Origin of the sequence: Nisaea sp. (assembly GCF_965216895.1) — a bacterium.
Lineage (GTDB): Bacteria > Pseudomonadota > Alphaproteobacteria > Thalassobaculales > Thalassobaculaceae > Nisaea.
The window spans coordinates 935332-948600 of record NZ_OZ244205.1; the positions used below are offsets into that span (position 1 = coordinate 935332).

Genomic DNA, 13269 nt, shown 5'->3' on the forward strand with positions numbered 1-13269 from the left:
TCGTCCTATCCTCTCCTGCAAAAGAATAAATGCGCGTGCCAGGGAGGCTCGGGGTGAGCGAGATCTACGATTACATCGTTGTCGGTGCGGGTTCTTCCGGCTGCGTCGTCGCCAACCGGCTGTCGGCGGACCCAAAGAACAAAGTGCTCTTGCTGGAGGCTGGCGGCAAGGACCGGAACCCTTGGATCCATGTTCCCGTCGGCTACTACCGGACGATGTATCACCCGGATCTATCCTGGGGCTACGAGACCGAGCCGGATCCAGGTGTGGACGGGCGGGTGATGGTCTGGCCGCGCGGGCGGGTGCTCGGCGGCTCGAGTTCGATCAACGGGCTGCTCTATGTCCGCGGCCAGCAACAGGACTACGACCATTGGCGCCAGCTCGGGAACGAGGGCTGGAGCTGGCAGGACGTTTTGCCCTATTTCAAGAAGTCGGAGAGCTTCGAACGCGGGGAAAGCGCCTTGCGCGGTGGCTCCGGCCCGCTATCGGTCTCCGACATCGCCGACCGTCGACCGGTCTGCGAGGCCTTCCTCGATGCCTGCGAGGAAGTCGGGATCGAACGCAACGAGGACTATAACGGTGCGGTGCAGGACGGCGCCGGCTACTACCAGACGACGAGCCGCAATGGACGTCGCTGCAGCGCCGCCGTCGCCTATCTGAACCCGATCCGCAATCGCAAGAACCTCCGTATCGAGACACGGGCCCTCGCCTCCTCTCTGGAGCTGACGGACGGCAAGGCGACCGGCATCCGCTATCTGCGCGACGGTATCGAATACCGCGCCGAAGCCGGTCGCGAGATCGTACTCTGCGGCGGCGCCATCAACTCACCCCAGCTGCTCCAGCTCTCCGGCATCGGCCCGGCGGCGCACCTGCGCAGCGTCGGAATCCCGGTGCAGCACGAGCTGCCGGGCGTCGGCGACGATTTGCAGGACCATTTCCAGGTCCGCGCGATCTACGAGCTTGACGGGCTCGAGTCCCTCAACACCGATGTCGGAAATCCGCTGAAACGGGTGATGATGGGCCTGCAATATGCGCTTACCCGCCAGGGTCCGCTGACGATCAGCGCCGGCCAGGTCTTTGTCTTCACCAAGACCCGGGAGGAACTGGAGACGCCGGACATCCAGTTCCATTTCATCCCCTTCAGCGCCGACAAGCCGGGACAGTTGCTGCACCCCTTCCCCGGGGTCACCTCTTCGATCTGCCAGCTCCGGCCGGAAAGCCGCGGCACGATCATGGTGAAGTCGGGCGATCCGCGGCAATATCCCAGCATCCGGCCGAATTATCTTTCGACCGAGGGCGATCGCCAGACAATCCTCGCCGGCATGAAACTGAACCGGAAGATCTCCCAGGCGCCTGCCTTCAGGAAATATCTGAAGAACGAGTACGAGCCGGGTCTCGACCGGGCCGACGACGAATCCCTGCTTGCCTATGCCCGCGAGAAGGGCGGCACGATCTTTCACCCGACAAGCACCTGCCGCATGGGGAGCGACCCGAAGGCCGTGGTCGACACGCGCCTCCGCGTGCACGGTATCGGCGGCCTGCGTGTCGCCGACTGCTCCATCATGCCGACCGTGATCTCCGGCAACACCAACGCGCCGGCGATGATGATCGGCGAAAAGGCGGCCGACATGATCCTGGAGGACAACCGGGGCCGATGACGGCGCCGATTCCTTCTCCAGCAAGGCTCGGAGACGCCAAATCGGCGATGGACGGGGGCGATCCCGCAACAGCTGCAATGATCGCGCTTGCGGTCGCCAGATCGAGCGACCGGCCCGCCGAAGTCGCCCAGGCGCTCTATTTCGCCGCCTTGATGGAGCTTGAAGTCGAAGACCACGGGAGGCGGGCATATCGGCTAATTCGCAAAGCGCTCCTGATCGACCCGGCACGCGCCAGCGCCTATGCGAACCTCGCGCAGATGGTCGGCGCGTCGGACGCCCCCTTGCGCCAGGCGCGCATCGCCCTGTGTTCGAATCCTCGCTCCGAAATTGCCTGGTCGGCCTTCTGCATAGCCAGTGCTGAGGCGGCGCGCATCGCGCGCGGGCAGCACGAATTCGAAGCTGCGATCACGCATTCGCGGCGCGCCCTTCTGCTGCGTCCAGACTTCTCCGAGGCCCTGCACGGCTTCGTCCTCGATCGCCGCTGGCTGTGCCTGATGGACGACCCCGGGTGCCGCTTCGAGCGGATTACCCGTCTGGTCGCGCATATCCGGAATGTGCCCGGGCACCCGCTGACGCTTCTGGCACCGCACGCGACCCCGGAGACTCAGCGTCGGGCGGCGGAAAAAATCGTTCATTCCTTGCCGCGCGCTTCACCGCGGCCGCCGCTCTCGTCGGATGCCTCCGTGAAGCCCAGGATCGGCTATGTCTGCAGCTTCCTGAAACACCACGCACTGGCGGAAGCACTGCCGGAGATGCTTGGATGTCACGACCGTAGCCGGTTCGGCGTTCATGTCTATGCGATGCCGAGTGCCGAACGCGACGCGGTCTGGAACGACGCGATTGCGGACGCGGCCGGCGAACTCGTCGATCTCAGCCGCCTGTCACCGGAGAAGCAGGCGGAACGGATCAGGAATGACGGGATCGACATTCTTGTCGATCTCGACGGCTTTCTCGGGAATCAGCCACTCGCATTGCTGTTGCTCGGAGCCGCACCGATCCTTGTCAATTACTTTGGCTTTCCGGGAACCTGTGGCGGTTTGCACGATTACATCGTCGGCGACGCTCGCCTGATTCCGGATTCCGCCTCAGGCGACTACAGTGAGCGGATCGTCCGTCTGCCCCATTGCTATATGCCGTTCGACAGTACACGCCGGATTCCGGCGGCGCTTGACCGGACAGACACGGGACTGCCGGAGAATGCCCTGGTGTTTCTCGGCTTCCACAGTCAGAACAAGATCGCGGCCGACGCCTTCGCGGCCTGGATGCGATGCCTTCGGGAGGTCCGGGGCAGCGTTCTCTGGATGCTCGATCACGGCGAGCCTTGCCGGTCCAACATAGTGGCCGCCGCGCGCGCTTCCGGAGTCGCGCCGGAGCGGATCGTGTTCGCCCCGAAAGCGCCGGCACGAGAACATGTCGCCCGGCTCGCACTCGCGGACCTCTATCTCGACAACACCTGGTTCAACGCGCACACGACCGGCGCGGACGCCCTCTGGCGCGGTGTCCCGGTCGTGACCGTCGCCGGAGAAACTTTTGCGTCCCGGGTCGGCGCCTCGCTTCTCACGGCGGCCGGCCTGCCCGATCTGATCGCCAGCTCGGCGGAGGAACAGGCCGAGATCGCCATTGCTCTTGCGCGGGCGCCGGCGCGGCTTTCCGCCCTGCACCGTCATCTCCGGCGCGCACGGCAGCGCGCGCCGCTGTTCGACATGCGGACCTACACGGCGGCTCTGGAGCGCGCCTATTCGGAGATGATCGCGCGCGCGCGCGAAGACCTTCCTCCCGCCGACATCACAATCTCTCCCTGACGGAGCTCTCGCATGAATTTCACCGAAGACCCGATCCTGGAAGCCGTGCGCGAAACGGTGAACCGCGTATACGAAACCGAGATCGCACCCAACATCGACGCCTTCGAGAAATCGGGCGAGTTTCCCTATCCAATCATCAGGGCAATGGGAGATGCCGGCCTGTTCGGGGCGGCCTTTCCTGAGGATTTCGGAGGCACCGGCATCGGCTTCGCCGCGGTCGGCGTCATCGCCGAGGAAATCTCCCGGCTCTCGCCCGGCTTCGGCTACGCGATGAACATGCAGGCCATGACATGCCCCTTCACGATCTTCAACTGGGGCACGCCCGAACAGGTGCGAAAATATGTGCCGGAACTGATTTCCGGCCGGAAGATCGGCATGTTCGCCCTGACGGAGCCCGGCGGCGGATCGGATCCGGGCGGCGCGATGCGGACCACGGCACGACGCGACGGCGACAGCTATATCCTGAACGGCTCGAAGATATGGATCACCTTTTCCAACGCCGCGGATATCGGCGTGCTGTTTGCCAAGACTGACCCCGAGGCCGGCAAGCGCGGGATTTCGGCCTTCATCGTCGAGCCGAAGTGCGGCCCCGGATACAGTGCGACGCCGATCGACATGCGCCCGCTGTCGAACTGCCTCAGATCCTGCGAAGTCTTCCTCGACGATTTCCGGGTTCCGGTGGAGAACCGGCTGGGCGCCGAGGGCGACGGCCTGAAGATTGCGCTGAATGCACTGGAATATGGGCGCCTTACCGTGTCCGGGCGGCTGGTTGGCCTGGCCCAGGCCTGTTTCGACGAAACCCTGCGCTACGCCCGGGAGCGCGAGGTCGGCGGCCAGGCGATCGGTCGTTACCAGATGCTCCAGCACCCGATCGCGGACGTCGCGGTCGGGATCGATGCCGCCCGCCTGATGCTGCGGCGGATGGCCTGGCTGATGGACGAAGGCGAACGCTCGACCCGCGCCGCGGCCCGGGCGAAATATCTTGCCTCGGAAGTCGCGCAAAAGGCGGCCGCGACCGCCCGCGATGCATTCGCCGCCTATGCGCTGGCCGAGGAATACCCGATCAACACGCTGACGGCCTATGTCAACATGCTGACTGTCGGGGAAGGCACGCCGAACGTACAGCGGGTACTGATCGCGGAAGACGCGCTCGGCTTCAAGAACGCCAATCGTCACCCGGTGATGAACCCGCTCCGGCGCCCGGCCGAATAGCAAAAAGGCCGCCTCTCGGCGGCCTTTTTATTCCTAAATCCAGAAGTGACGGTCAGAGTTTTTCGACGTTCACGCCGACTGTAATCGCACCGATCGGAGTACCGCCGTCACTGATGGTCGCGGAAAGCTGAGACTGGAACGCGCCCGAGCTTTCGTCGAACTCGACCTCGTCGATAAAGACGGCATCCGCGCCGGCACCGAAGGTCTTCTGGTGCTTCGCTTCATCGCCCTGCATATAGTCGGACGTCGTATCGCTCATGCCAACATTCAGGCCCTTGGCATCCATGACAAAAACCTCGGCGATCTTGCCGCCGGCAGCGTCCTTCTTGCCTTTCAGCCAGCCGGAAAGAGAACTCCCGGCAACCTTGTTCACCAGATCGCCGCCGCCGGCCTTCGCTTCCGCACGCCACTGCTTGTCGAGCGAGTCGATTTTGCCGGCATCATAACCAGAGGTTTTCGCGTTCTGCGCCTTGATGGCTTCGATCACCGCCGGGTCGGAAAGCCACGCCTTCACGGTGCTTTCATAGTAAGCCTTGATCTGCGGTTCGAAATCGTTGGCCCGCGCGTCCGCAGAAACTGCGAACACGACTGCCATGGCGAGTAGTCCCTTAAAAACGAATCTCATGGGTGTCTCCTCCAAGTCTGCCCGGGTCCATCCCGCATGAATCTTGTAAAAATATCGTTAACATCGTAATTAAAATTCTCATTAACCTCATCTTAAACAAGGAATGAACATCCTTTGTATACGGATCGAATTGTCACTTGCAGACAGTGGAGTCAGAGATGCGTATCGCCTATCGAATCGGTGCAGGATTTGCAGCGACTTTGTTGGTCGCCGCCGGAGTTGGCCTGATCGGGTTCGTGGGCCTGACTCGCTACGACAAGGACATCACACTCACCCTGAGTTTGCTCGGTGCCATCGACACCTTCAGAGAAGCAAACGGGGACGCCAACATTTATGCAGTCAGCCGGAATCCCGTCTATTACGAAGCCGCCATCGCGAAGACCCGGACGGCCGAGAAGAAACTCTCGGATCTGGCCAATGGGACCGACGCCGACCCGGCCCTCGTTGAGATCGGAACGGAACTGGAGAAATACGAGACGAAGCTCGGCGATCTCAATGCGGTGAACATCGAAACGGAAGATATGACCGTCGAGATGGCCGCGAAGGCACAAGCCATCAAGGCCAATGCCGAAAAACTCAGTATGGCGGCAAACGAGATCTTCACGACAAGTCGGGCGGCGGAAGCCGATGCCGCCGCAATTCGGGACAGCAGCATTGCAATCATGAACGCATCCAACGCGCTGCTCGCCGAGAGCAACGCGATCAGAGCTGCGGAGGCCGCATTCCGCCTGGACCGCAACGACGAGAACAAGAAAACGCTGGAGAACGGGACGAAGAAACTCTTCCTCGGCGCGCTTGCGCTCCGGAAGGTGGCGAAAGGTTCGCCGGCCGAATCCGCCGCCGGTGAGGTTGCCAAACTCACTGGCAGCTATCGCAAACAGTTTTCCGGCCTGGTACAGGCGATCGAAGACAATTTGTCGGGAATTCCGGACCTCTTCGACGAGCTTTCGAAGCTCAGCTTAGCGCTTGGCCAAACCACGGGCGCCATCCTGGAAGACCGGAAAAAGGCGCTCGCGGACGCGAACGCCGATTACAAGAGCGCCGCCGAAATCAGCGGTGCCGCCACAAATGCCCGGATCGCCGCCCTTGAAATGGTTATCGCCGCGGACACGATGGCAGCCGAAACCAGCGCATTCGTTGAAGCGTCCGATGACGAGGAACGAATGGCTCGGATGGACGCAATATCGAGTGCTGTTTCAAAAGTGTTCTCGAAAGCGCTGGTTGTGAAGAAAGCGCTTCCGGAAGAGTCCGGAATGCTGGCGATCGAAGCCGCGAAAGCCGCAAAGAGCTTCCGCGCACGGCTGGATGATGTCGCCGAGACCTTGGCGCGCCAGGCCGCCATCGAGACCGAGATGCATGAGGTCGAAAGCCGGAACGCCAAGCTCACCAGCGATTTCAAGGACCAGAAACTTGCTGAGTTGAGGGACCTCAAAGAGCAGTCCAACCAGCTGATCATGATCGGAACGGCCGTCGGAATCGCGATTGGATTCGTCCTTGCCTTCCTGATCGCTCGCAGCATCGTTCGTCCGATCTCGACCATAACGAGTTCCATGAATGGCCTTGCAGATGGCGACCTGGAGAGCGAAATCCCGATGACCGAACGAAAGGACGAGATCGCCGAAATGGCGCGGGCGGTCCAGGTCTTCAAGGACAACGCAAACGAGATGAAAAGGCTGGAACGGGAACAGCAGGACAACGAACGCCGTTCGGCCGAGGAAAAACGGAGAGAGATGGCCGCCCTCGCGGACAGTTTCGAGCAGTCGGTCAAGACCATCGCGCAACGGGTCGCCGATGCGGGCGGCACCATGCAGGGCTCCGCGGCAGAGGTCACGAATGCCATTTCCCAGACCCATGACCAGGCCGCCGCCGTCGCCGCCGCGTCGACCGAGGCGAGCGCGAACGTTCAAACCGTTGCCGCGGCAACCTCTGAGCTCACCTCTTCGATCCAGGAGATCAGCCGCCAGATCGCTGTTTCGAACGACCGATCCCGCGATGCCTCGACGCGCGCCGGGCAGTCGGTGGAACTGATGCGGGGTCTGCGCAAGGCCGTCGACGAGATTACCGAGGTGGTGCAGCTAATCCAGGATATTGCCGAGCAGACCAACCTGCTGGCCCTGAACGCGACGATCGAGGCCGCCCGCGCCGGGGACGCAGGCAAGGGCTTCGCCGTGGTCGCCTCCGAGGTGAAGAATCTCGCCAACCAGACCGCGCAAGCGACCGAGCGGGTTTCCGAACGGGTCGGCGCGATCCAGCGGGAAACCGACAATGCCTCGGTGAATATGGAAGAGGTTTCCAAGGTCATCGAGGAACTCGGGGAAATCTCGGCGAGCATCGCAGCGGCGATGGAAGAGCAGACCTCGGCCACCCAGGAGATTGCCCGCAATATCGAGGAAGCGAGCATGAGCGCCGACGATGTCGCGCGCAACATCGAGGGGGTGAACGATAGCGCCCAGATCTCGGGCGGCGCCGCCGACGCGGTCAGCAGCCGGGCGCGGGAGCTGACCGAGCAGATCGAAAGCCTGAACCGTCAGGTCGAGGATTTCCTCTCCCAGGTGCGCAGCAAGTAACGGCCTTCAATCGGGATTATCGGCGCCGACCGCCCAGAACAGGCCGGCGCCGATAATCGCAGCCGCCGTGCAGACCGCGAAACCGGTACCGTAACCTCCACTCAGATCGAACAGAAACCCGGAGAGAAATGCGCCGAAGGCCGCACCGATCCCCTGGCCGAAATTCGCCGCACCGAGGATCGCTCCAATCCCGGAGCCGGAGAACCGCCGCGCCATGAGCGTGGTGATGATCGGCCCTCTCGCCCCCATGCTGAGGCCGAAACAGACGATATAGACCACCAGAAGAGTGCCGGTCCGATCCGACGGCAGAAGATAGAGCGCGCCGATCGCAATCACCGTAAGGCCGTAACTTCCGGTCGCCACGATGCGGTGGCCGAACCGGTCCGCCGCCATGCCTGTCAAAGTCATTCCGAAGAACGACAGCATCCCCGCCGTGCCGAAGGCGAAGGCCGCCTGCCGCTCGCTCATCCCCTCGCTCACGAGATAGGCGACCGATTGCAGGCTCACGCCATAGATCGACATCGCGGTAACAAAGAAAATGACAAAGAACATCCAGAAAGCCGGAATTTTCAATGCCGCTCGCAGGGTCGGACCGGATTTTCCAAGCGATCTGGAATAACGCCTGGGATTGCCGTCCGCCCCCTCCGCGATCCGCCCCCACGGCAGGAACAGCACGAAGAGGCAAAGCAGCGCAAAGACCGAGGCGTACCATTCGTAGGCGAGACGCCAGCCCCGCTCCGCGATCAGATATTCCGCCAGCGGCGCCATGATCAGCGTGCCGACGCCGAGGCCGCCATAGGTCATGGCCAGCGCCGTCGCCAGCCCCTTGTCAAACCATCGGCTGACCACGGCCTGCGCCGGCGCGAGCCCGATCAGGGCCGCTCCGAAGCCGCAAAAGACGCCGATCGACAGTTGGAAGTGCCAGAGCTCCGAGAGCGATCCGGCGGCGAAATATCCTGCACCCAGGGCGGCAAGCCCGACAGCGTAGACAAGACGACCGCCGAACCGGTCGAACAGATAGCCCGCAAGCGGCGCGAAGAAGCCGGTCGCGGCCATGAAGATGGAATAGACCGAAGTCGCCGAGGAACGGTCCCAGCCGAGGTCGCCGGAGAGCGGCAGGAGAAAGACCGCGTAACTCTCGCCCGCCCCGCGCCCGAGCGCCGTCATACCGAGACAGAGGGCAAGCACGCCGAGCGATGCGGCCATCGCCCTTCCGCTGATGAGTGCCATAGGAAAACCGGCTCCGGCATGAAATTCCGAACGCGCTCAGCCTACTGGCACGTCAGTCCCGCCGATAGTCTCCGCTCAGGCACATCAGTCGCGCGACTTCCCGAAAAGCTGGCTGAGGATCAGCAGCGTCGAGGAAATCACGATCATGATGGTCGAGATCGAGGCGATGGTCGGATCGATCTGGTCGCGCAGCGCATTGAACATGTTCCGCGTCAGCGTTGAATTGTCTCCGCCGGAGACGAACATCGCGATGATCACCTCGTCGAACGAGGTGAGAAAGGACAGCAATGCTGCGGTCAGGACGGAGAAGCGTATCTGCGGCAGGGTAATGCCGAGGAAGGCCGTAAGCCTCGAGGCCCCCAGACTCCGGGCCGCCATCTCCTGGTTCATGTCGTAGCTCTTCAGTGCCGCGCTGACGACGATGAGCACCAGGGGCAGGGCCAGGATCGAATGCGCGATCACCAGACCGAACAGGCTGTTCACCATCCGGATTTGCACAAACACGTAGAACGCGGCGATCGCGATCAGGATCACCGGCACCATGATCGGGGTGATCAGCACGACATAGAAGAACTGGCCGAGCGGGTGACGCGAGACATGCAGTCCGTAAGCCGCAGCGACGCCGACCGGCGTCGCCACGCACATGGTCAGGAACCCGGCCTTGAGCGATGTCCAGGTCGCGTCGATCCAGGCGGGCGAACTCAGATAGTGTTCATACCAGCGCAGCGACCAGTCGCGCGGCGGAAACTCCAGATATTGCGAGGCCGAGAAGGACATCGGAATGACGATCACGGTGGGCGCCACGAGCAGAATCATGATCACGCTCGCCACGATATAGAGCCACAGCCGCTGGCCATGCGTGATCTGGGTTTCCGAGGCGGGGCGTTTCAGCCAGTTCATCAGTGCCCTCCCCCCAGCACGCGGTTCAGGTTCAGGAGCCGCGAGGCGGCGAAGAGGATGCCGAGAGTGATCACCAGCAGCACCACGCCAAGCGCGCTCGCCGCGCCCCAGTTGAAGAACAGCTCGATATTGTTGGTGATCTGGTTGGACACCATGATCACCTTGCCGCCGCCGAGCACCGCCGGCGTCACGAAGAAACCGAGGCAAAGCACGAAAACGATGAGTGCTCCGGCAAAAAGCCCCGGCAGCGAGAGCGGAAAGAAAACGTGCCAGAAGGTCTGCACCGGTCCGGCGCCCAGATTGGACGAGGCCTTCAGGTAGTCTTCGCTGATCGCCTTCATCGAACCGTAGAGCGGCAGCACGAGGAATGGCAGCATGATATGGACCATGCCTATCAGTGTGCCCGTCAGATTGTGGACCAGCGCCAGCGGCTCTTCCCAGAGCCCAAGTCCCATGCCCCATTCATTGATCAGGCCCTGGCGCTGCAGGAGCACCAGCCAGGCATAGGTCCGCACCAGCAAAGAGGTCCAGAAGGGGAGCAGCACGGTCAGCATGCAGAGCGCGGCGGCACGCTTCGGAAGCTGGGAGAGGAAATAGGCGAGAGGATAGCCGAGCAAGATGCAGATTCCGGTGGTCAGGAAGCTGACCTTGAAAGTCGTCCAGAAGATCCGCGCGTAGGCCTTGCTCTCGAGCATCCGGTTGTAGTGCTCAAGCGAGAAACTGCCGTCGTCGGAGAGGAAGGAGAGATAGAACAGCCAGCCGACCGGGATCACCATGACGATGAGGACGGTCAGCACTGCCGGAGAGGCAAGTCCGAGCAGCGCCCAGCGCTCGCGCCAGTCCTGCCGGGACAGCAGCGCCTCGTTCGCGCGCGTGCCTGCGGCCGAAGCGACCTGCGCCGCGGCGCTCATTCGGCCTCGTCCGGGATCAGCACGACATCGGCGGACCGCAGCCCGAGCGCGACACGTTCGCCGACCGAAAGCTTTTCGATCGCAGCATCACTGCGCATGCCGGCGCGAACCGCGATATCGGTGCCGTCCGCCAGCGTCACATAGGCGAGCGTGGTGTCGCCCTGATAGACGAGATCCTTCACGGTACCGGGAAATACATTTGTCTTGCCGGGATCCGCCGCGTCCAGAATGGTCAGCCGCTCCGGCCGCACCACGAGAGAAAGACCGGGACTGTCGGGCACGTCGCCCACATCCAGTTCGACACCTGCAAAACTGAGCCGGTCGCCCTTGCGTTCGAGCTTGAGGAAGGTGGACTCGCCGATGAATTCGGCAATGAAGCGGTTCGCCGGGCGCTCGTAGATTTGCCGCGGCGCATCGAGCTGCATCAGGCGGCCGTGATTGATGACGGCGATCCGGTCCGACATGGTCAGCGCCTCGCGCTGGTCGTGGGTTACGTAGACCGTGGTCATGCCGAGCTTTTCGTGCAGATGACGGAGTTCGATCTGCATCTGTTCGCGGAGATTCTTGTCCAGCGCGGAAAGCGGCTCGTCCATCAGCAGGATACGCGGACTGAAAACGATGGCGCGGGCAAGTGCGACCCGCTGCTTCTGACCGCCGGAAAGCTGGCCGATCCGCCGGTCGCCGTAACCGCCGAGCTGCACCGTCTCCAGCGCCTGCTCCACGAGACCGGCGGCTTCGGACTTGGGAACTTTCCGCAGCTTCAGCGGATAGCCGACATTGGCCGCCACGCTCATATGCGGAAACAGGGCGTAATTCTGAAATACCATGCCGACACCGCGCTTGTGCGGCGGCATGGTCACGATTTCTTCCCCGCCGAAGCGGATACTGCCGTGATCGGGGCGCGTGAACCCGGCGAGCGCCATCAGCAGCGTGGTCTTTCCGGATCCGGACGGCCCGAGAAGTGTCAGGAACTCGCCGCTCTCCACCTCGAGGTCGACGTGATCGAGCGCGTAGAGACTGCCATAGCTCTTCGTAAGGCCGGAGATCGATATCGGAAGCGCGTCCTGCTTCGGCATTCCAAACTCTCAGAAGTTCGTCTCGGGGAAGTGTGACCGGAAATGCAGCGGAGAAACGGGGACGGCTGCCGAGCGCCGCCCCCTCCCCAAATTGACCAAGAGCCGGATCCTACTCGGTCAACATGTCCTGATACATGGCGGCTGCTTTCTGTTCCCACTTGGCGTACCAGGCGAGACTGATCGGAAGCTGCAGCTTGGCATTGTCCGGATGGGACGGCATCGCGCGGGCCATCGCCTCGTCGATCTTGCCGATCTCGTAGGCCTTCTTGTTGGTCGGGCCGTAGGTGATATGTTCCGGCAGGTTCGCCTGGATTTCCGGCTTGCTCATCTCGGCCAGGAACTTCATGGCCAGGTCCTTGTTCGGCGCGCCCTTCGGAATCGCGAAGCAGTCATAATCCAGCAGCGCCTGGTTGAAGGTATAGGCGACCTTGGCGCCGTCCTTCTTGGCCACGTCGAAACGGCCGTTCCAGCCGGTGGTCATGTCGACTTCCCCGTCCTTCATCAGCTGGGCATGCTGGGCCCCGGATTTCCACCAGACCGCGACATGCGGTTTCAAATCGCGGATCTTGTCGATGGCGCGCTTGATGCCCTCCTCGCTGTCCAGAACCTTGTAGACGTTTTCCGGCGCCACTCCGTCAGCCATCAGGGCCGGCTCCAGCGCGCCGGCGACCTTGTTGCGAAAGGCCCGCTTGCCCGGGAACTTCTTCACGTCCCAGAAATCGGCCCAGCTCTTCGGCCCGTCGTTGCCATAGGTCGAGGTATTGAAGGCCATGACCGTGGAGAATACGTCGCTGCCGATGCAGTAGTCGGTATAGAGGCCCGGATAGAAGGTCGAGACGTCGACGACACCGAAATCGATCTTCTCGAGCAGACCTTCCTCGGCCGCGCGGGCGGCGCTGCCGGAGCCGCTCGAGACGATGTCCCAGCCGACAGCGCCGGCCTTGACCTTGAGACGAACGTCGGACATGCCGCCATAGGTCTCTTCCTTGACGGTGATGCCCATGGCCTTCGCCGCAGGCTGGAACAGCGCCAGGCTCTGGGCATTCTGGTAGGAACCGCCCCAGGAGGCCACGGTTACGCTGCCATCAGCAAATGCGGGCAGTGCGACGGCGGACAGGGCCATCGCTCCGGCAGCCACGGAGAGAAGTCCGCGGCGGGAAAAATTCTTCTTGTATGTCATCTGAGGGTTCTCCGCTGTTCGTTTGCCGGGTCTTGATCGGAGAAAGACATCCATGCCCCTCCCCTGGACTACATCCAGTCCGGCCCGTTACGAAAAATTGAAAGACCA

General features: G+C 62.5%; 10 protein-coding genes. 4 read left to right on the forward strand and 6 right to left on the reverse strand.

Translation table 11 applies throughout. The features are described 5' to 3' along the window. Positions 1-53: 53 nt before the first annotated feature. From ACOOE1_RS04510 to ACOOE1_RS04520, 3 genes are read left to right on the forward strand one after another with little or no spacing between them, the layout of a single operon-like run. Positions 54-1658 (forward strand): GMC family oxidoreductase, encoded by a 1605-nt coding sequence (locus tag ACOOE1_RS04510; RefSeq protein ID WP_420405146.1) that lies wholly within the window; start codon positions 54-56, stop codon positions 1656-1658. Beyond that, positions 1655-3460 (forward strand): hypothetical protein, encoded by a 1806-nt coding sequence (locus tag ACOOE1_RS04515; protein ID WP_420405147.1) that lies wholly within the window; start codon positions 1655-1657, stop codon positions 3458-3460. Before ACOOE1_RS04510 ends, ACOOE1_RS04515 begins: the two co-directional genes overlap by 4 nt. 12 nt (positions 3461-3472) lie before the next feature. After that, the gene (locus ACOOE1_RS04520; protein WP_420405148.1) at positions 3473-4672 is read left to right on the forward strand and encodes an acyl-CoA dehydrogenase family protein; all 1200 of its coding nucleotides are present in this window, start codon (positions 3473-3475) and stop codon (positions 4670-4672) included. Positions 4673-4724: 52 nt separating this feature from the next. Here the strand turns inward: ACOOE1_RS04520 and ACOOE1_RS04525 are convergent, their stop codons facing one another. Further along, positions 4725-5297: a hypothetical protein gene (locus ACOOE1_RS04525; RefSeq protein WP_420405149.1), complete on the reverse strand. Its 573-nt coding sequence runs from the start codon at positions 5295-5297 to the stop codon at positions 4725-4727. Between the two features lie 158 nt (positions 5298-5455). Between ACOOE1_RS04525 and ACOOE1_RS04530 the strand changes: the two genes are divergently transcribed. Next, positions 5456-7864 (forward strand): methyl-accepting chemotaxis protein, encoded by a 2409-nt coding sequence (locus ACOOE1_RS04530; RefSeq protein WP_420405150.1) that lies wholly within the window; start codon positions 5456-5458, stop codon positions 7862-7864. Between the two features lie 6 nt (positions 7865-7870). Here ACOOE1_RS04530 and ACOOE1_RS04535 read toward each other — a convergent pair whose 3' ends face one another. From ACOOE1_RS04535 to ACOOE1_RS04555, 5 genes are all read right to left on the reverse strand, one after another. Then, positions 7871-9094, reverse strand: coding sequence for an MFS transporter (locus ACOOE1_RS04535; RefSeq protein WP_420405151.1), 1224 nt, complete (start codon positions 9092-9094; stop codon positions 7871-7873). 84 nt (positions 9095-9178) lie between these two features. Next, positions 9179-9994, reverse strand: coding sequence for an ABC transporter permease (locus ACOOE1_RS04540; RefSeq protein WP_420405152.1), 816 nt, complete (start codon positions 9992-9994; stop codon positions 9179-9181). After that, positions 9994-10905, reverse strand: a complete 912-nt coding sequence (locus ACOOE1_RS04545) for an ABC transporter permease (protein ID WP_420405153.1) — start codon at positions 10903-10905, stop codon at positions 9994-9996. Before ACOOE1_RS04545 ends, ACOOE1_RS04540 begins: the two co-directional genes overlap by 1 nt. Beyond that, positions 10902-11981 (reverse strand): ABC transporter ATP-binding protein, encoded by a 1080-nt coding sequence (locus tag ACOOE1_RS04550; protein WP_420405154.1) that lies wholly within the window; start codon positions 11979-11981, stop codon positions 10902-10904. Before ACOOE1_RS04550 ends, ACOOE1_RS04545 begins: the two co-directional genes overlap by 4 nt. 109 nt (positions 11982-12090) lie before the next feature. Continuing rightward, on the reverse strand, positions 12091-13161 hold the full coding sequence (locus ACOOE1_RS04555; protein WP_420405155.1) for an ABC transporter substrate-binding protein: 1071 nt from the start codon (positions 13159-13161) through the stop codon (positions 12091-12093). Positions 13162-13269 lie beyond the last annotated feature (108 nt).